The organism is Variovorax sp. GW821-FHT09B05 (assembly GCF_059418265.1).
Genome location: NZ_JBWKPN010000002.1, coordinates 567289 through 585905, shown reverse-complemented (window position 1 = coordinate 585905; position 18617 = coordinate 567289). Strand labels below are relative to the sequence as shown.

General features: G+C 71.2%; 22 protein-coding genes. 6 read left to right on the top strand and 16 right to left on the bottom strand.

Features of this window, described 5'->3' with window-relative positions; all coding sequences use genetic code 11:
- The first annotated feature begins 130 nt into the window (after positions 1–130).
- Positions 131–2170, top strand: a complete 2040-nt coding sequence (locus AC07RM_RS07685; RefSeq protein WP_495334080.1) for an ABC-F family ATP-binding cassette domain-containing protein — start codon at positions 131–133, stop codon at positions 2168–2170.
- Between the two features lie 112 nt (positions 2171–2282).
- Positions 2283–2786 (top strand): hypothetical protein, encoded by a 504-nt coding sequence (locus tag AC07RM_RS07680; RefSeq protein ID WP_093341697.1) that lies wholly within the window; start codon positions 2283–2285, stop codon positions 2784–2786.
- Between the two features lie 187 nt (positions 2787–2973).
- Here the strand turns inward: AC07RM_RS07680 and AC07RM_RS07675 are convergent, their stop codons facing one another.
- Entirely contained in the window at positions 2974–3375 is a 402-nt protein-coding gene (locus tag AC07RM_RS07675) for a helix-turn-helix domain-containing protein (protein WP_296798461.1), read from the bottom strand.
- Positions 3376–3441: 66 nt separating this feature from the next.
- Between AC07RM_RS07675 and AC07RM_RS07670 the strand changes: the two genes are divergently transcribed.
- From AC07RM_RS07670 to AC07RM_RS07660, 3 genes are all read left to right on the top strand, one after another.
- Positions 3442–4245 (top strand): helix-turn-helix domain-containing protein, encoded by an 804-nt coding sequence (locus AC07RM_RS07670; protein WP_296798459.1) that lies wholly within the window; start codon positions 3442–3444, stop codon positions 4243–4245.
- Positions 4246–4533: 288 nt separating this feature from the next.
- Entirely contained in the window at positions 4534–5931 is a 1398-nt protein-coding gene (locus tag AC07RM_RS07665) for an alkaline phosphatase PhoX (RefSeq protein ID WP_495334079.1), read from the top strand.
- Positions 5932–6058: 127 nt separating this feature from the next.
- Positions 6059–6586, top strand: coding sequence for a nucleoside 2-deoxyribosyltransferase (locus AC07RM_RS07660; RefSeq protein ID WP_495334078.1), 528 nt, complete (start codon positions 6059–6061; stop codon positions 6584–6586).
- Between the two features lies 1 nt (position 6587).
- Here AC07RM_RS07660 and fliR read toward each other — a convergent pair whose 3' ends face one another.
- From fliR to fliF, 13 genes are all read right to left on the bottom strand, one after another.
- A complete protein-coding gene (gene fliR, locus AC07RM_RS07655; protein ID WP_057591753.1) occupies positions 6588–7358 on the bottom strand; it encodes a flagellar biosynthetic protein FliR in 771 nt (256 codons plus the stop codon).
- Between the two features lie 19 nt (positions 7359–7377).
- Entirely contained in the window at positions 7378–7647 is a 270-nt protein-coding gene (gene fliQ / locus AC07RM_RS07650) for a flagellar biosynthesis protein FliQ (protein WP_057591754.1), read from the bottom strand.
- On the bottom strand, positions 7644–8393 hold the full coding sequence (gene fliP / locus AC07RM_RS07645; protein WP_495334077.1) for a flagellar type III secretion system pore protein FliP: 750 nt from the start codon (positions 8391–8393) through the stop codon (positions 7644–7646). Before fliP ends, fliQ begins: the two co-directional genes overlap by 4 nt.
- Positions 8374–8670, bottom strand: coding sequence for a FliO/MopB family protein (locus AC07RM_RS07640; RefSeq protein ID WP_093341687.1), 297 nt, complete (start codon positions 8668–8670; stop codon positions 8374–8376). Before AC07RM_RS07640 ends, fliP begins: the two co-directional genes overlap by 20 nt.
- 25 nt (positions 8671–8695) lie before the next feature.
- Positions 8696–9061 carry a flagellar motor switch protein FliN gene (gene fliN, locus AC07RM_RS07635; protein WP_093341686.1) on the bottom strand — a complete coding sequence of 122 codons (366 nt, stop codon included), beginning with the start codon at positions 9059–9061 and terminating at the stop codon, positions 8696–8698.
- On the bottom strand, positions 9051–10040 hold the full coding sequence (fliM, locus tag AC07RM_RS07630) for a flagellar motor switch protein FliM (protein ID WP_093341684.1): 990 nt from the start codon (positions 10038–10040) through the stop codon (positions 9051–9053). The genes fliN and fliM overlap by 11 nt, the downstream gene beginning before the upstream one ends.
- A 13-nt stretch (positions 10041–10053) precedes the next feature.
- On the bottom strand, positions 10054–10620 hold the full coding sequence (locus tag AC07RM_RS07625; protein WP_296787787.1) for a flagellar basal body-associated FliL family protein: 567 nt from the start codon (positions 10618–10620) through the stop codon (positions 10054–10056).
- A 107-nt stretch (positions 10621–10727) separates the two neighbouring features.
- Positions 10728–11981 carry a flagellar hook-length control protein FliK gene (locus AC07RM_RS07620; RefSeq protein WP_495334076.1) on the bottom strand — a complete coding sequence of 418 codons (1254 nt, stop codon included), beginning with the start codon at positions 11979–11981 and terminating at the stop codon, positions 10728–10730.
- Positions 11978–12427 (bottom strand): flagellar export protein FliJ, encoded by a 450-nt coding sequence (locus AC07RM_RS07615; RefSeq protein WP_398500445.1) that lies wholly within the window; start codon positions 12425–12427, stop codon positions 11978–11980. Before AC07RM_RS07615 ends, AC07RM_RS07620 begins: the two co-directional genes overlap by 4 nt.
- Positions 12424–13830 (bottom strand): flagellar protein export ATPase FliI, encoded by a 1407-nt coding sequence (gene fliI / locus AC07RM_RS07610; protein ID WP_495334075.1) that lies wholly within the window; start codon positions 13828–13830, stop codon positions 12424–12426. The genes AC07RM_RS07615 and fliI overlap by 4 nt, the downstream gene beginning before the upstream one ends.
- On the bottom strand, positions 13817–14494 hold the full coding sequence (locus AC07RM_RS07605) for a FliH/SctL family protein (RefSeq protein ID WP_398500447.1): 678 nt from the start codon (positions 14492–14494) through the stop codon (positions 13817–13819). The genes fliI and AC07RM_RS07605 overlap by 14 nt, the downstream gene beginning before the upstream one ends.
- A 43-nt stretch (positions 14495–14537) precedes the next feature.
- A complete protein-coding gene (gene fliG / locus AC07RM_RS07600; RefSeq protein ID WP_057591764.1) occupies positions 14538–15530 on the bottom strand; it encodes a flagellar motor switch protein FliG in 993 nt (330 codons plus the stop codon).
- Between the two features lie 15 nt (positions 15531–15545).
- Positions 15546–17288 carry a flagellar basal-body MS-ring/collar protein FliF gene (gene fliF / locus AC07RM_RS07595; RefSeq protein WP_495334074.1) on the bottom strand — a complete coding sequence of 581 codons (1743 nt, stop codon included), beginning with the start codon at positions 17286–17288 and terminating at the stop codon, positions 15546–15548.
- A gap of 158 nt (positions 17289–17446) precedes the next feature.
- On the opposite strand from fliF, the gene fliE reads away from it, so the two are divergent.
- On the top strand, positions 17447–17764 hold the full coding sequence (gene fliE / locus AC07RM_RS07590; RefSeq protein WP_495334073.1) for a flagellar hook-basal body complex protein FliE: 318 nt from the start codon (positions 17447–17449) through the stop codon (positions 17762–17764).
- 73 nt (positions 17765–17837) lie between these two features.
- Here fliE and AC07RM_RS07585 read toward each other — a convergent pair whose 3' ends face one another.
- Both AC07RM_RS07585 and fliS read right to left on the bottom strand, forming a co-directional pair.
- Positions 17838–18137 carry a flagellar protein FliT gene (locus AC07RM_RS07585; protein ID WP_093341673.1) on the bottom strand — a complete coding sequence of 100 codons (300 nt, stop codon included), beginning with the start codon at positions 18135–18137 and terminating at the stop codon, positions 17838–17840.
- 19 nt (positions 18138–18156) lie between these two features.
- On the bottom strand, positions 18157–18573 hold the full coding sequence (gene fliS / locus AC07RM_RS07580) for a flagellar export chaperone FliS (RefSeq protein ID WP_208509020.1): 417 nt from the start codon (positions 18571–18573) through the stop codon (positions 18157–18159).
- Positions 18574–18617 lie beyond the last annotated feature (44 nt).

Sequence of the window (18617 nt, the reverse complement as noted above, 5' to 3'; positions counted from 1 at the left end):
ACCCCTTCCACCTTCTTCTCGCGGCCATCGGCCGCGAATCCCGGTTTTCGGGCTGGTTTTCCGCGCCTTTGTCCCTTGTCGCCAAGACGCAAGGGCCGGGCGGGATAATCGCCCCCACGGTTCCTCTCTCATGATCACTCTCAAGAACGTCATTCTTCGCCGCAGCGCCAAGGTCCTGCTCGACGGCGCCACCGTCACCCTCAACCCCGGCGAGAAGGTCGGCCTGGTGGGACGCAACGGCGCTGGCAAGTCCACCCTGTTCGCGCTGCTCAACGGCACCCTGCACGAGGACGGCGGCGATTTCTCCGTGCCCAGGCAGTGGCGCATGGCGCAGGTCGCGCAGAACATGCCCGAGACCGAGGAGTCGGCCACCGACTTCGTGGTCGGCGGCGACACCCGCCTGGTCGAGTTGCGCGAAGCGCTCGCGCTGGCCGAGACCGCGCACGAGGCCGATCCCGACGACGCCGACGCGGGCATGGCGCTCGCGCATGCCTACACCGACCTGGCCGATGCCGGCGAGCACGACGCCGTGCCGCGCGCGCAGGCGCTGATCCTGGGCCTGGGCTTCAAGGCGCACGAGCTCGACGCGCCGGTCAACAGCTTCTCGGGCGGCTGGCGCATGCGGCTGCAGCTCGCGCGCGCGCTCATGTGCCCGAGCGACCTGCTGCTGCTCGACGAACCCACCAACCACCTGGACCTCGACGCCCTGGTCTGGCTCGAAGCCTGGCTGCAGCGCTACACGGGCACCATGATCGTCATCAGCCACGACCGCGAGTTCCTCGACGCCGTGACCGACGTGACCCTGCACATCGCCAATGCCCAGCTCACGCGCTACGGCGGCAACTACAGCAAGTTCGAGGACATGCGCGCGCTGCAGATGGAGCAGCAGCAGCAGGCCTTCACCAAGCAGCAGGACAAGATCGCCCACCTGCAGAAGTTCATCGACCGCTTCAAGGCCAAGGCCAGCAAGGCCAAGCAGGCCCAGAGCCGCGTGAAGGCGCTCGAGCGCATGGAGCGCGTGGCGCCGCTGCTGGCCGAGGCCGACTTCAGCTTCGAGTTCAAGGAGCCGGGCAACATCCCGAACCCGATGCTGTCGATCAGCAACGCGAGCTTCGGCTACGAGATCGAGAACGAGGAGCCCAAGACCATCCTGCGCGGCGTCAACCGCTCGGTGCTCGCGGGCCAGCGCATCGGCATCCTGGGCGCCAACGGCCAGGGCAAGTCGACGCTGGTGAAGACCATCGCGCGCGAGATGGGCGCGCTGGCCGGCCAGGTCACCGAGGGCAAGGGCCTGAACATCGGCTACTTCGCGCAGCAGGAACTCGACGTGCTGCACCCCGAGAGCAACCCGCTCGAGCACATGGTGCGGATGGCGCGCGAACTCGGCAGCAGCGTGAAGGAAGCCACCGGCGAACAGGCGCTGCGCGGCTACCTCGGCAGCTTCAACTTCAGCGGCGACATGGTGAAGCAGCCCGTGGGCACCATGAGCGGCGGCGAGAAGGCGCGCCTGGTGCTCGCGATGATGGTCTGGCAGCGGCCCAACCTGCTGCTGCTCGACGAGCCCACCAACCACCTGGACCTCGCCACGCGCGAGGCCCTGGCCGTGGCGCTCAACGAGTTCGAGGGCACGCTGATGCTCGTGAGCCATGACCGCGCGCTGCTGCGCTCGGTCTGCGACGAGTTCTGGCTCGTGGGCCGCGGCGTGGTCGGCGACTTCGACGGCGACCTCGACGACTACCAGCGCTACCTGCTCGACGAGGCCAAGCGGCTGCGCGAGGAGGCCAAGGTGGCGAACGCGGCGGCGGCATCGGCCGCGGCCCCTGCCCCGGCACCGGTGGCGGCTCCAACGCCGGCACCGGCGCCCGTGTCGTCCGCCTCGTCGCCCGCGGCCGCGTCGCGCAACCCGCAGCAGCGCAAGCAGGATGCCCAGGAGCGCCAGCAGCGCAGCGAGCAGGCCAAGCCGTTGAAGCGCGAGCTCACGAAGATCGACGAGCGCATGGCCGCGGCCGGCAGCGAGCGCAGCGCGCTCGAGGCCCGGCTGGCCGAGCCGCTGCCGCCGGCCGAGATCGCCGACGCCGGCAAGCGGCTCAAGGCGCTCAACGACGAGATCGGCCAGCTCGAGGAGCGCTGGCTCGCGCTGTCGGACCAGTTGGAAGCCCTGAGCGCGTGACGGGCCTGAGACGCCTGTAACGCCAGTAACGCCTTCGGGCCTTGAACCACCGCCCGGGCGGACCATCTATCGGAAGATCCCCATCCATCCGACCACCCGGGAGGTGCACCGCATGCCATCCGCCATCGAACTGGCCCAGGGCGACGAGAAGCTGATCGCCGCCATCCTGCGCAGCCGGCGCCTGCTCGGACGCAAGGCGCTGATGGCCGCGGCCGCCAGCGCCGTGCCGCTGCCTGGTGTCGACTGGATGGCCGACGCCGCCCTGCTCTCGCGGCTGGTGCCGCAGATCAGCGCCGAGTTCGGGCTCTCGGTGACCCAGATCGACCGCCTCGGCACGCACCAGCGCGAGCGCGTGCAGAAGGCCGCCACCACCGTCGGCGCGCTGCTGGTCGGCCGGCTGGTCACGCGCGAGCTGCTGCTCAAGCTCGCGCGCCATGCGGGCATGCGGCTCACGGCCAAGCAGGCCACCAAGTACGTGCCGATCGCCGGACAGGTGGTGTCGGCCGCCCTCGGCTATGCCGCGCTGCGCGCGCTGGGCGAACAGCACATCAAGGATTGCGTGCGCGTGCGCACCGCGCTCGCGCTGCCGCCCGCCGAAGCGCCCGCGTCCGCCTGAGCGATTCGCGGTCGGGCGTGGCCAGCGCCAGGGCTACGCCGACCGCCAGGCCGAAGCCGCCGAGGCCCAGCGCCAGCATGTCGCCGGCCTGCGAGCCCACGCAGATCACCGCAACCGACACCAACATCAGCAGCCCGCGCAACGCGCCCTCGAACTCGAGGCCCGGCGCGGCTTCGCGGCGCATGGCTCAATCGCGGTGCATCGCGGGCCAGGGCAGCGGGCCGCGCGGAAAGGGCCGCAGCACCACCGAGGCCGGCGCGGGCCGGCGGCGCGACGAGCTGCCGGCCCTGGCCGGCGCCGGTGCGGGCGCGGGGGCCGGAGTCACGGGTGCCGATTCGGACACCGCGGTCTCGGCTGGCGCGCTGCGCGACAATGGCCGGCCCCGGCCCGGCCCTGGCGCCACCGGTCCTTCCTTGAGCTGCTGTTCGTAGGCGGCGAGCAGCGCGTCGTAGGTGCGCAGCATCACGTCGCGCTCGCCGTAGCGTCCGATCTTGCTGATGGTGGGTTGCGGAATGCCGGTCCGTTTCTGGATCTGCTTCTGCGTAAGTCCCATGGCGCGCAGCGCCAGTACGAGCTCTTGTGGCTTCATGGCTGACTCCCTTTCGCTCATTTTAGAGTCGATTTAGAATATTCCTTCGGGATTAAATCTGCGGCCATGGAAGACTCCCTAGCCGCACGAGCACTGGCGGCCCGTACCTACGCCAAGCTGAAGCAAAGGGCAGCCGAGGAGAAATCGGGGGTCCGGCAATCGGACATTTCGAAGATCGAGCGCGGTGAGACCCTGCGCCCTTCGGGCCTGTTGCAGCTCGCGCTCGCCTATCGCTGCGATCCGATGTGGCTGGCCACCGGCGAGGGGCGCGCCCCCTGGGAAGAAGCCGCCCTGCCGCGCTCGGCCAACATCACGGGCGAACCTGACGGCCCCTATCGCGTGACCCGCGTGCCGCCGCCGATTCCCTTCTACCGCCCAGGCACGCCCGGCACCGTGCCGCTGATCAGCTGGGAGCAGGCCGCCACCTGGACCGGCCCCACCATCCCCGAACCGCCACCGCCGCCTCCGCCCCCGTTGCCACTGAACGTGCGCGAGATACGCAAGGGCAAGCTGCCGCCCGCGCCGCCGCCACAACCGGTTCCGGCCGAGATGTGGATTCCCTGCGTGAGCCGCCACAGCGAGCTGGCCTATGCGCTGCGCGTGCGCGGCGACAGCATGACCGCGCCCAGCGGCCACCTGAAGAGCTATCCCGTCGACGCGATCATCTTCGTCGACCCGCAGCGCGTGCAGCCGATGGACGGCGAACGCATCATCGCGAGGCTCGACGCCAGCGGCGAGGTCACCTTCAAGGCCTTCAAGCAGGAGGACGGCCGGCGCTGGCTGCAGCCGCTCAATCCCGCGCACGAACCGATCCGGCTCGCGTTCACCGTGCTGGGCACGGTCATCGGCAAGTGGGAAGACGAGGACTGAGTCGAGCGCCGCGGCGAGAAGAATGAGCGCAGGATGAGCATCCCTCCAGGAATGCGAAACGGCGCCCGCGGTCAGGTTGCATGCAGGTTCGCAGAGCACATTAAGGGCTCTCCCTGTGACCTGTACCTCTGATCCTCCCTCCTCCGCAGGTCACCTTCCAGCCCGCCTCGTGCGGGCTGTTTTTTTTCCGCGACGCCTTGAGTCCAGCGTCATCGTTCTGCCATCGCACCCCCGAAGAATCGCGCCCGGTCTTCCCTGACCGCGACCTGACTTCACGATGCAAAGAACATGACAAAAGCCTTCCCCGCGATTCCCCTCGACCTGCCCCAGCGCCGCGCCTTCCTGCGCCAGAGCTTCGCCACCGCCGGTGCCGTCACGCTGCCCGCCTTCCTCGCCGCCTGCGGCGGTGGCGGCGACGGCGTGGCCTTCCCGCCGATCGGCGCCCTGCCGCCGAGCCCGCCGCCCGCGGGCGAGCAGCCCGCGCCGCCGCCGGCGCCGCCCGTGAAGAAGAGCCCGTTCGCCGAGTTCTCCGCGCTGCAGGCCGCCGACGCCAACGGCGTGATGCTGCCCAAGGGCTTCAGCTCGCGCATCGTCGCGCGCTCGGGCACCGCGGCCGCGGGCAGCTATGCATGGCACGGCGCGCCCGATGGCGGCGCGGTCTATCCGGGCCCCGACGGCGGCTGGATCTACCTGAGCAATTCGGAAGTCGGCAGCAAGAACGGCGGCGTCGGCGCGCTGCGCTTCGACAAGAACGGCGTGGTCGTCGATTCGTACGCCGTGCTCAAGAACACCTCCACCAACTGCGCCGGCGGCCCCACGCCCTGGGGCACCTGGCTCTCGTGCGAGGAGCACTCGAGCGGCATGGTGTGGGAGTGCGATCCCGCCAAACCCTGGGTCGATGCCAGCAGCGCGCCCAGCCTGCCCGCGCTCGGCCTCTATGCGCACGAAGCCGTCTGCGTGGACCCGGTCCACAAGACGCTCTACCTGACCGAGGACGCATCGGGCGGCCGCGTCTACCGCTTCGTCTGCGACGCCAGCGACTGGCCCGAAGGCGCGGCGCGTCCCGCGATGAAGAGCGGCCGGCTCGAAGTGCTCAAGGTCAAGGGCATCGTGAACGACGTGGACCTCGCCGCGCCCGACTACGCCAAGCTCAAGGACTACGGCACGCCCCAGCCCGTGGAATGGCTCGACGTGATCAATCCCGAGAAGGCGCAGGCCGGCGTGCGCAGCGCCATGCGCACCGGCGGCCTCACGCCGCCCGGCGCCATCTTCACCAAGGCCGAGGGCATCTGGTTCTTCAACGGCATCGTCTATTTCGTGACCTCGTTCAATGCCCGCATCTGGGCCTACGACACGCTGAACCAGACGCTCGAGGTGATCTACGACGGCAAGGACAAGGACCCGGCCACGCACTCGATCGACGAGCCCGACAACCTGACGATCTCGGCGCTCGGCGACATCCTCGTGGCCGAGGACGCGGGCAACCTCGAGATCGGCGTGCTGCGCATCGAAGCCGGCACCTCCCAGCCGCTGATGCGCCTCGTGGGCCACGACGACAGCGAAGTCACCGGCCCCGCCCTCTCGCCCGACGGCACGCGCCTGTACTTCAGCTCGCAGCGCGGCACCAGCGGCTCGAGCAACGGCGGCATCACCTTCGAGATCACGCTGCCTTCGCCCGCGAAGTAAAGCGGCACGGCGCGCATTCCTGCGAGCAGTCTTGGCCCGGTTCGTCCGGGCTTTTTTTCGTCCGCGGCGATATGCCAGGGCGCATCGCCCTACGCACACGCGCGCCATGCCGCCGCATACTTCGCTCATGAACGCCCCTTCCGACCGCGTGCGGCGCGTCTACCTCGCCGGCCCCGATGTCTTCAGCGCCGATGCCACGGCGCGCCTGCAGCGCCTGGTCGAGGCCTGCGAGGCGCGCGGTCTCGAGGCGCTGCCGCCCGCCGAGGACGCGAGCGGTCCGGCCACGCCGCCGGCCGAGGTGGCGCAGGCGATCTACGACACCAACATGGCGTTGCTGCGCCGCGCCTCGGGCGTGATCGCCGACCTGTCGCCCTTCCGCGGCACCGAGCCCGATTCGGGCACGGTGTTCGAGGTCGGGGTGGCGATCGCACTGGGCCTGCCGGTGGTGGGCTACGGCATTCCCGAGGGCAGCTATGCGGCGCGTGTCGAAACGGCGCTGCCCGCGCGGCGCGATGCCGACGGCACGTTGCGCGACGCGAACGGCATGGCGGTCGAGGGCTTCGAGCTGCCGCTCAACCTGATGCTGGCCTGCTCGATCCGCATCGCGCGCACGGCCGAGGAAGCGCTCGACCTGTTGCAGCAGCGACTGGGCTGACTCAGCGGCCGCCCGCGGCGGTCGTGATCATGCGTTCCATCAGCGCGAGCAACGGCTGCTCCATCATCGGCAGCACCAGCGCGATGCCGGCCAGGCCCGCGGTCAGCGTGACCGGGAAGCCGATGGCGTAGATGTTCATCTGCGGCGCCACGCGCGAGACGATGCCCAGCGTGAAGTTGACGAACAGCAGGAGCCCGATCATCGGCAGCGCGATCCACATCGCGCTCGCGAACAGGTCGGTGCCCAGCTCGTGCATGCGCGTGCGCGCCAGCGCCTGCAGCAGGCTGCCGCCGACCGGGAAGGCCTCGAAGCTGCGGATCACCGCCATCAGCACCGTGAGGTGGCCGTTGATCACCACAAAGAACAGCACCGCGATGTTGCCGAAGAAGCGCGACACGGCGCTGGTCTGGCCGCTGCTCACGGGGTCGAAGAAGGAGGCGAAGTTCAGCCCCATCTGCAGCCCGACCAGCTCGCCCGCGAACTCCACCGCCGCGAACACCATGCGCACCGAGAAGCCGATCGCCATGCCGATGCCCACCTGCTGCACCAGCGTGCCGAGCATCGCGGCGTCGTTGAGGCCGATCATCGGCGGCGTGTCCAGCGTGGCCTGCGCGCACAGCGCGACCATGAAGGCCAGCCCGATGCGCGCGCGCACCGGAAAGGCGCGCGAGGAGAAGACCGGCGCGGTGGTGAACACGCCCAGCACGCGCAGGAAGGGCCACAGCACGGGCGTGACCCAGGCCATGAGCTGGGCTTCGGTGAAGGTCAGCACGGCAGGAGAGGAAGGCGCGCTACAGCACCATCTGCGGAATCGACTCGATCACGCGGCGGATGTAGTCGACCAGCGTGGCGAGCATCCACGGCCCGGCCAGCGCGAACACCGCCACGGCCGCCACCAGCTTGGGCACGAAGGCCAGCGTGGCCTCGTTGATCTGCGTGATGGCCTGGAAGATGCTCACGACCAGCCCCACGACCAGCACCACCAGCAGCACGGGCAGCGACACGGTCAGGAGCATGACCAGCGCCTCCTGCCCCATCGTCAGGACCATCTGCGCGTTCATGTGGCGAAGCTCGCGGCGAGCGAGCCGATCAACAGGTTCCAGCCGTCCGCGAGCACGAACAGCATGAGCTTGAACGGCAGCGCGACCAGCACCGGCGACAGCATCATCATGCCGAGCGACATCAGCACGCTCGAGACCACGATGTCGATCACCAGGAACGGGATGAAGATCATGAAGCCGATCTGGAACGCCGACTTGAGCTCGCTGGTGGCGAAGGCCGGGATCAGCACGCGCATCGGCGCGGTCTCGGCCTTGACGTCGGCCGGCAGCTTGGCCAGCCGCGCGAACAGCGCGAAGTCGCTCTGGCGCGTCTGCTTGAGCATGAACTGGCGCATCGGCGTCTCGGCGCGCTTGAGCGCCTCCTCGAAGCCGATCGCATTGGTGCTGTAGGGCTTGTAGGCCTCGTCGTAGACGCGGTCCAGCGTGGGGCCCATCACGAACACCGTGAGGAACAGCGACAGGCCGATGATCACCTGGTTGGGCGGCGCCGACTGCGTGCCCAGCGCCTGGCGCAGCAGCGACAGCACGATCACGATGCGCGTGAAGCCGGTCATCATCAGCACGATCGCCGGCAGGAACGACAGCGCGGTGAAGAACAGCAAGGTCTGCACCGGCACCGAGAAGCTGGTGCCGCCGCTGCCCGAGCCCACCAGCAGCGGCAGCTGGCCGCCGGCCTCCTGCGCGAAGGCGAACGCGGGCATGAGCAGCGCGAGGGCCGCGAGAGCCTTAGCGCGGCAATTGCGCATGCGGCACCTCGGAAGACGCGGCCGGCAGCGTGTGCAGGCAGGTGATCGACTGGCCGGTCACGCCCAGCACCAGCCAGGTCCGCGCGCCCTCGGGGCCGACCTCGACCGTCACCACGCGCTGCTGCGGCCCGACCGCCACCGCCGACAGCAGGCGCGAGGCGGAACCGCCCGCGCCGGCCGGACCGAGCCCGCGGCGCTGCTGCAGGCGGCGCAGCACGAAGGGCACGGCGCAGATCAGGCCGATGAAGACGACGATGGTGAGCAGGCTCTGCGTCATGAAGGCAAACGGAGGAAAAGCCGCCTCAGACCCGGTTGAGCCGGCGCAGCCGCTCGGCCGGCGCGACCACGTCGGTCAGCCGGATGCCGAACTTGTTGTTGACCACCACCACCTCGCCCTGGGCGACCAGGTAGCCGTTGACCAGCACGTCCATCGGCTCGCTCGCGAGCGTGTCGAGCTCCACGATCGAGCCCTGGCCGAGCTGCAGGATCTGCTTGATCGGCACCTTCTTGCGGCCCAGCTCCACCGAGAGCTGCACCGGGATGTCGAGCACGCGCTGGATGTCCTGCAGCGGCGCCGCGCCCGAAGCGGCGGCGCCCGCGGGCACTTCCTCGAGTGCCTCGGCCCAGCCGCCGGCCGCGTTGTCTGGGGTGGCTTGATCAGTGGACATGTGAACCTCCAAGCCAGTGCGGGTCGTCGCCGCGCAGGCATTCGTCGATGCGCAAGGCGTAGCGCGCGTTGTGGGTGCCGTAGTGGCAGATGAAGACGGGGGCGCCCTCGACCGAGGCCACCAGCTGCGGCAGGCGGTCGAACTGGATGAAGTCGCCGGGCTTCATGCTCATGAGCTGCGCCACCGTGACCTCGGGATGGGCCAGCTCGGCCACCAGCGTGACCTCGGCGGCCTGGATCTCGCGCGTGAGCATGGTCACCCAGCGCCGGTCCTCGGCCATCTCGCGCGCCTGCTGCGCGCCGTAGAGCACCGAGCGGATCGGCTCGAGCGAGGCGTACGGCAGGCAGACGTGGATGTGGCCCGTGACGCCCGCCACGCTGACCTTGATCAGGTTGACCAGCACCGTGTCGCCGGGCGCGGCCACGTCGACGAACTGCACGTGGGTCTCGGAACGGTCGGGCACCAGCTTGAGCGGGTACACGTCCTGCCAGGCGCTGTTGTAGGCATGGCAGATCGCGCCGAGCGCGCGCTGGATCACGCGCTGCTCGGTCGGCGAGAAGTCGCGGCCCTCGATCGGCGCATGCACCGTGCCCGAGCCGCCGTACAGCGCATCGACCAGCGCCGAGATCAGCGTGGCCTCGCAGACCACCAGCGCGCGGCCGCGCAGCGGCGGCATGGCCACGATGTTGAAGTTGGACGGCAGCGGCAAGGCGCCGAGGAAATCGGAGAAGCGCAGCAGCTGCACCGGTTCGATCGCGATGTCGGCGCTGCGGCTCACGAGCTGGAACAGGCCCTGGCGCAGGTTGCGCGCGAAGCGGTCGTGCACCACGTCGAGCGTGGGCATGGGGCGGCGCACCAGCCGCTCCTCGCCGGCGGTGATGTCGTAGTCGCGCGCGGCCGCGTCGGCCATGCGCTCGGCGGTGTCGGTGGGGGCCGCCGCCTCGGGCGCGGCCTCGGTGTCCTGTTCGCTGCTGCTCATGGGCGCTTGGGGCTCACTGCACGATGAAGCTGGAGAACAGCACGCCGCGCACCGGGCCGTTCGCGCGCGGCTTGCGCGCACGCGGCGCCTCGTCGTCGACGGCGCGCGCCGCGTCGGGGTTGAGCACGCGCGTCACCTCGATCATCACGTCCTCGGCCAGCTTCTCCTTGCCGTCGCGCTTGAGCAGTTCCTCGGAGGTGCGCTGCGACACCAGCATCAGCATCCGGCTGCGCACCACGGGCATCAGCGTCTTCAGCCGCGCGGCGGTCTTCTCGTCCCGCACGTCGAGCGTCATGCCGATCTGGGCGACGCGCTCGCCGCCCGGGTCGGCCAGGTTCACGATCAGGTTCTCGAGCGCCAGGTAGGTGGCGTCCGCATGCTTGGCATCGGGCTCGGGTTCCGCATCGGCGGCAGCGGCCGGTGCCGCGGCGCCGGTCTTGTTGAGGAAGAACCAGGTACCGCCCGCGGCCGCGCCGCCGGCCAGCAGCACGGCGACGACGATGCCCAGGACGAGCTTCATCCGGCCCTTGGGCGGCGGCGCGGCGGTGGCCGTGGCGGAGTCGGCGGCTTTGGCGGACACGGTGGATTTCCTTGGGGGCACGGACGGCGGCCATCGCCGTCCTCGTGCGGTCGATTATTCGATCGCGAGGGCCGCGGGAAGGGCCGGAAAAAAGGGGGGAAAACCGCTCAGACGTACAGATCGAGCGCGCGCCCCGCCGGCAGCGGCGCCCGCGCAACGGCCGGCGCGGGCGCCGAGGCGGAGGCCGCACCCAGCCGCGCGACGCCGCGCACCACGCCGCGCGCATCGGGCCGCCCTTCGCCCTCGCCGCGCTGCTGCATGCCGGCGGACTGCGCATCCACGGTCACGCCCGACAGCAGCAGCCCCTCCTGCCCGAACAGGTCCTTGAGCTGCGCCGCGGCCTGGCCCAGCATCTGGCGCACCTCGGGCTGGTCGCTGCGGAACGCGATCTGCGCCTCGTTGCCCTGCACCTGCACGCTGAACGACACGGTCTGGCCCGGCGCGAGCTCGAGCGAGACATCGGCGCCCTGCGACTTCTGCGCCAGCCACCAGCTGACCTGCTCGGTCATGCGGTCGGCGAGCACGGCGCCACCGGCCGAGGCGGCGGCGGACGCGGCATCCACGGGCGCCATCCAGGCCGAGGATGCCGAGGCGGAGGAGGACGTGCCCGCCGTCGCGCTGCCGGGATCGGCGAGCGTGCCGGTGGCGCTGCCGCGCTCGGTGCTTCGCTCGGCGCGGCGCGGCGCGGCCACGGTGGCGACGGTTTCCGTCACCGCGGCTTGGATCGTTCGCGCCTGCGCGGACAGCGAGGCGGCGGCGAGTTCTTCCTTCGGCGGCAGGGCCTGCGACGGCGCGGTGCGCGGCGGCGCGGCCGCGGCATCGGCCGCCGCCAGGTTCGCCAGGCGCTGCGCCGTGCTGCGCGCGGTCGCCGTGGCATTCGGCCTGGCGGCGGGCGCGGCGGGCACATCGACAGCGGCGTCATGCGTGGTGCCAGGCGTCGTCGGCAACGCGGGCATGCCCTTGGCGGGCTTCGGTCCCGCTCCGGCGCCGTTCACGGCATCGACGGCGGCCTCGGCCGTGGCGACGGGCGCGTCCTCCGCCTTGCCCTCGCGGCTCACGAAGGCGCCCTGCGCCAGCAGCATCCAGGGCTCGACGGCCGGCTGCGTGGTTGCCGGCACGGGCGCGCCGGCAAGCGCCTCGTCGGCCTTCTCGTCCTCTTTGGCGGCACCCGCGGTGGGTGTCTTCGCGGGCCTCGAAGCGCCCTCCTCGCCGGCAGCTTCCGCCGCCTCCGAGGCCTGGGATTCATTCGCGCCCTCGAGCGCCCGGTCGAAGGCATCGGCCGCGCCGCCTTGCTCGCGCGCGGCCGGCGCACGCGCGGGCAGCAAGGGATCGACGCCCGTGCGCGCGACTTCGACGCTCATCGCCATTCCTCCGTGCGTTCCTGGTGCCGGCGGTGCTGCAGCGCCGCCTGTTCGTCCGTCTGCTTCTGCGCGCGCCGGTCGGCCTGCAGCTGCAGCTCGCGCTCGCGCGCCTGCACCAGCTGACGCAGGCTCTCGAGCCGCGCCTCGGCCTCGCGCACCGGCACGGCCGCGCGCTCCACGCCCTGGCCGAGCTCGCGCACGATGCCGGTCTGCAACGCGATCGCGTGATCGAGCCGCTCCATGAACTGGTAGTGGTGGCGCATCAGCTCGGGCGTGCAGTTGAGCGAGCGCGTGGCCCAGCGCGCGGTGCATTCCTGCGCATAGCTCTCGAGCTGGTCGAGCTGCACCTGGCCCGCGAGCCACTTCTGCCGCGCCTGCGCGAGCACCTGCACCGCGGCGTCGCGCCGGTCGCGCGCCATGTCGGCGGCGATCTCGAGACCGCTCATGGTTGCCGGCCCTCGAGCACGTCGGCCATGCCGTCGAGGCTGACATCGAAGGGCGCGCTCTCGTGCATGCGCTGCTGCAGGAACGCGGTCATCGCGGGCTGCAGCCGGATCGCCTGGTCGAGCGCCGGGTCGCTGCCCGCGGCATAGGCGCCCACGCGCACCAGGTCGCGGCTCTTGCGGTAGCGCGAGTAGATGGCGCGGAAGTGGCGCGCGCACTCGAGGTGGCCGGCCGAGGCCACGTTGTGCATCACGCGCGAGGCCGACTGTTCGATGTCGATGGCCGGGAAATGCGCCTCCTCGGCCAGCGCGCGCGACAGCACGATGTGGCCGTCGAGGATGGCGCGCGCCGCGTCGGCGATCGGGTCCTGCTGGTCGTCGCCCTCCGACAGCACGGTGTAGAAGGCGGTGATCGAGCCCACGCCGTTGAGGCCGTTGCCGCTGCGCTCCACCAGCCGCGGCAGCTTGGCGAAGCACGAGGGCGGATAACCCTTGGTGGCCGGCGCCTCGCCGATCGCCAGCGCGATCTCGCGCTGCGCCATCGCATAGCGCGTGAGCGAATCCATCAGCAGCAGCACGTGCAGCCCCTGGTCGCGGAAATGCTCGGCCACCGCGGTGGCATAGCTCGCGCCCTGCATGCGCAGCAGCGGCGGCGAGTCGGCCGGCGCGGCCACCACCACCGAGCGCGCGCGGCCCTCGGGGCCGAGGATGTCCTCGATGAATTCCTTCACCTCGCGGCCGCGCTCGCCGATCAGGCCGACCACGATCACGTCGGCCGCGGTGTAGCGCGCCATCATCCCGAGCAGCACGCTCTTGCCCACGCCCGAGCCGGCGAACAGGCCGATGCGCTGCCCGCGCCCGACGGTCAGCAAGGCATTGATCGCGCGCACGCCGGTATCGAGCGGCTCGCGCACCGGGTCGCGGTCCATCGCGTTGATCGGCGCGCGGTCCAGCGGCTCGGCGCTGACCTCGGTCAGCGGGCCCAGGTCGTCGAGCACATGGCCCTGCGGATCGACCACGCGACCGAGCAGGCCGTCGCCCAACGGCAGGCGCAGCGCACCCACGCGCGGCGCGATGCCGGGATCGGCCTCGCCGAGCCGAGGCACCGGCACATAGGGCGCGGCTGGCACCACGCTGGCGCCGCTCGACAGGCCCTGCACCTCGCCGGCCGGCATCAGGAAGGCGCGGTCGTTCGAGAAGCCCACCACCTCGGCCAGCACCGCGGGCTGGCTGCCCATGCGCACCAGGCACTGCGAGCCCACGGGCGCGCGGATGCCCGAGGCCTCGAGCACCAGGCCGGTGAGCCGGGTCAGCGTGCCGCGCGCCTCGAGGCCGGCGTCGTGCGCCAGCCGCGCCTGCGCATCGGCCATGAACTGGCGCCAGTCGAGCGGGTCAGCCAGCCGCATCCGGGTCCTTCGGGGCCGCGTCGTCCTGCCACGGCATCGCCAGCCCCAGCGCCGCGACCGCGCGCGACCAGCGCGTGGCCACGCCGCCGTCGATGACGGTGCCGGCCGACTCGACCAGGCAGTCGCCGGGCGCGATGCCCGCGTCGGCCACCACGCTCACGGGCTGGCCCTCGAACTCGGCGCGCAGCGCGACGCCCAGCCTCTCGAAATCGGCCGGCGACAGCCGCACGGCGCTGGCCTTGCCATCGACCGCGAGCATCGCGAGCGCCTCGCGCACCACCGGCTCGAGCACGGCCGGCCGGGTCGCGATCTCCTGGCGCAGCACCTGGCGCGCGAGCGCGCAGGCGATCTCGAGCGTGCCGCGCGCGAGCTCCTGCTGCACCTCGGCCAGCTGCGCTTCCGCGCTTGCGAGCAAGGCGGCCACGCGCTGCGCGGCCTCCAGGCCCTCGTTGGCCTGGTAGGCCTCCATCTGTTCGCGCGCCTCGGCCTGCGCGGCCGCGCGGCCGGCCGCATAGCCTTCGTCGCGGCCCTGCTGGCGCGCCTCCTCGATCGCCTCGGGATCGACCACGCCGCCGAGCACGTTGCCCTCGGCGCCGACGGCGGCGAACTGCCAGCGCGCGAAGCGCGCGACGTCCTCGCCGCGGATGAAGGCGCCGCGGCTCACGCCCGGACCTCCGTCGTTTCAGCCAGCGTCATGCGTGCGCCCATCAGACGAACCCGCCATCGCCGCCGCCCAGCATGATCTGGCCTTCGTCGGCGAGCCGGCGCAGCGCCTTGAGGATTTCCTTCTGCTGCGCCTCGACCTCCGACAGCCGCAGCGGACCGCGCGCCTCGAGGTCCTCGCGCAGCGCCTCGGCCGCGCGCGAGGACATGTTCGAGAGGAACTTGTCGCGCAGCGGCGGCGCCGCGCCCTTGAGCGCGACGATCAGCGTCTCCGACGCGATCTCCTTCATCACCAGCTGCAGCGACTTGTCGTCGAGCTTCATCACGTCGTCGAAGACGAAGGTCAGGTCGGCGATCTGCTGCGCCAGCTCGGCATCGTGGTTGCGGATCGCCGCGATGGCCTGCGCATCGGCGCCGCTGCCCAGCAGGTTGATCATGCCGGCCGCGGTGCGCGGGCCGCCCAGCGAGGGCTTGCGCACCTTGGCGCCGCCCGAGAGCACGCGGAACATCACCTCGTTGAGGTCTTCCAGCGCGGCCGGCTGGATGCCCTCGAGCGTGGCGACGCGCAGCAGCACCTCGGCGCGCTGCAGGTCGGGCAGCTGCAGCAGGATCGCCGAGGCATGCTCGGGCTCCAGGTGCACCAGGATCGCGGCCACGATCTGCGGATGCTCGAGCTTGAGCACCTCGGCCACCGACGGCGCGTCCATCCACTTGAGGTTCTCGATGCCGCTGAGGTCGGCGGTCTGCAGGATGCGGTCGACCAGGATCGAGGCCTTCTCCTCGCCGAGCGCATGGCGCATCACCGAGCGCACGTAGTCGCCGGTGTCGGCCGCGAACAGGCTCTGGCCCGCGGTGGCGGTGATGAAGCGGTCCGCCACCTCGCCGAGCCGCTCGCGCGACACCGCGCGGGTCTTGGCGATGGTCTCGCCGATCTTCTGCACCTCGCGCGGCGACAGGTGCCGCAGCACCTCGCCGGCTTCCTGTTCGCCGAGCGACATCAGGAGGATCGCCGCGTCGTTGAGTCCCTGTTCGTCCATGCGCGTTCGTTCCGGTCAGCCGTGGACCCAGGTCTTGACGATGTTCGCCACCGCCACCGGGTTCTGCCGCGCCATCTGGCGCGCGCCCTCCAGCCGCATCTGCTCGGGCACCTGCTCCTGCGGCGAGGGCACGGCCACCGCCTCGGGCGCGCCGAGCGCGGGACGCTCGGGCGTGTCGGCCACCATCGCGTTGAGCTGGCTGCCGGCGGCGGGGCCGCCGAGCGCCGGCGTGGTGCTGCCGGGCAGCGGCTTGGCCGCGGCCATGGCCTTGAGGCCGGGGCGCACCATGCCCAGGAGCACGATCGCGCCGATCAGCACCAGCCCCACGGGCCAGGCGAAGCTGCGCGCCAGCTCGAGCGTTTCGGGGCGCTTCCACAGCGGCAGCTCGACCTGCACCGGCGCGTCGACCAGGAACGGCGTGTTCATCAGGTTCACCGAGTCGCCGCGCTCCTTGTTGAAGCCGATGCTCTCGCGCACCAGCGCCGTCATCTGCTCGACCTGCTGCGCCGACAGCGCGGTCGGCACCACCTTGCCCGCGGCATCGGCCACGCCCTGGTAGTTGACGACCACCGCCGCGCTGAGCCGGCGGATCTGGCCGCTGGCGCTGCGCACGGTCTTCACGGTCTTGTCGACCTCGTAGTTGATGGTGGACTCGCGCTTGCCCGGCGGGCGCTGGGCCGCGGCCCCCGCTGCGGCGCCGGTGGGCGCGAGCGCCGCGGCCGGGCCGTTGACCGGGGCCGACGAGGCGCCGGGCGGCTGGTTCGAGGTCGCGCCCGGCACGCCCGCGGGCGGCGTGGCGCCGGCCGCGCCGGGGCCGGTGGTCTCCACCGTCTGCTGGCTGCGCACGGCACCGGCCTCGGCCGCCTGGTTCGGGCGGTGCTCCTCCATGGTCGCCTCGCTCTGCGAGAAGTCCACGTCGGCCGTGACCTGCGCCTTCACGTTCTGGCGCCCCACCACCGGCTCGAGGATGTCGAGGATGCGGCGCATGTACTGCTGCTCGATCTGCTGCACGTACTGCAGCTGCTGGCCCTCGCCGGCGCCCGCGCCGCCGGTGGCGCCATCGCCGGTCTGCGACAGCAGCTTGCCGCTGTCGTCGACCACGCTCACGGCCGAGGGCGCGAGCTCGGGCACGCTGGAGGCCACCAGGTGCACGATGCCCGCGATCTGATTGCGCTCGAGCGTGCGGCCCGGGTGCAAGGTCAGCAGCACCGAGGCCGAGGGCTTCTGCTGCTCGCGGAAGAAGCCGTTCTGGTTCGGCAGCGCCAGGTGCACGCGCGCGCTCTGCACCGAGGCCAGGCCCTGGATCGAGCGCGTGAGCTCGCCCTCGAGGCCGCGCTGGAAGCTCAGCTTCTCCTGGAACTGGGTCATGCCGAAGCGGTTGTTCTCCATCAGCTCGAAGCCGGCCACCGAGCCCTTGGGCAGGCCCAGCGAGGCCAGGCGCAGGCGCACGTCGTGCACCTTGTCGGCCGGCACCATCACGGCGCCGCCGCCCTCGGTGTACTTGTAGGGCACGTTCATCTGGGCGAGCTGGGCGACGATCGCGCCGCCGTCCTTGTCGCCGAGGTTGGCGTAGAGCACGCGCCAGTCGGCCTGGCGGCCCATCACGATGGCGGCCGCGGCCAGTGCCACCAGCAGCGCGGCACCGATCGCCAGCCGCAGGCGCTGGCGCCGGTCGAGCGACGCGAGGCGGCCCTGCCAGGCCGGGGCGGCAAGGGACGCGGGCTGGGCGGCGGGAAGTTCGGCGACGGCGGTGGACATGGGCTCGGCGGTGCGGGTGTTCGCACGGCGCGGAAGGCGCTTCGTGCTCGCTGCGATTATTCGGGCCGGCCCCGTCCCACATAAGCCCGATAAAGGGCTGCTTTCCTGCCCATTTCCCCGCGATCGCGCTCGGCCGAGCGCCCGTAGCATCGGTGCCCATGGACCTCCGACTCGCACCGCTGACTTCGCCCACCCCGGCGCAGGCTTTCGCGCGCACGGCGCGCGCCGCGCCCTCGGCCGCCGAGGGCAGCGGCGGCGGCTTCGCCGGGGCGCTCTCGGGTGCGCTGCAGTCGGTGAGCGCGGCCCAGAACCAGGCCGGCGCGCTGCAGCGCGAGGTTCAGCTCGAGAACCCGAACGTCAGCCTGGAGCAGACCATGGTCGCGATCCAGAAGGCGCAGATCGGCTTCCAGGCCACGATGCACGTGCGCAACCGCATGGTGCAGGCCTACAGCGACATCATGAACATGCAGGTGTGAGGCGACGGGCGCCCTGCCCGTCCGTCTTGCCGGACCGTGCCGCCGCCTTGCCGGCGGTGTCGGTCCTTCTTCTTCAGTGGATCAGCTGCAGCCGCGAATCGAACAGGTGGTCGAGGTCGGCGATCCACGGCTCGGCCAGGAGCCGGATCTCGGCGTCGTTGCGCAGGATGCGCTGCATCACGCGGGTCTTCTCGGCGCGGTCGGTGCGCGGCAGCTCGAGGGTGGTGGCCTTGAAGCGCAACTGCTCGATCAGCACGGCGCAGGCGCCTTCGCAGCGCACCACGCCTTCCCAGTCTTCCATGCGGGCGGCCTCGAGCATCTGCTTGCTCGCGGCTTCGATCGCTTTGTAGTAGTCGAGCAGTCGCTCTTGCATGAAGGACTCCAAGGACGCCTCAGGCGGCCTGCGCGGGCTGGGAGGGCCCGATCTGTTTCCAGCTCTGTGCGACCGGTGCGATCAGCGAGGCCACTTCCGCCAGGGCCGCCCCGTCGTTGCGGAGGTTGGCGACCGTCAGGCGGTTGATGCAATAGTCGTACAACGCGCGGAGTGTAACCGCGAGTTCTCCACCCCGGGCCTCGTCGAGCCCACCCTTGAGGCCCTCCTCGAGGAATCGCACCGCCCGCATGATCTGCTGGCCCTTGAGCGCGATGTCGCCGCGCGCGAGCGCTCCGCTGGCGGCGTGGATCGACTGCAGCAGGCCGTCGAACAGCAGTTCGATGAGCCGGTGCGGGGAGGTCGAGGCGTCCACGCCCGATTCGGCGCCCACTCTGGAGTAGGCCTTGGCGGCGCGGGCTGCGGGCGAGGTGTACATGGTGCGGCTTCCTGTTCCGGTGTCTATGCCTTCTTTATCGGCAT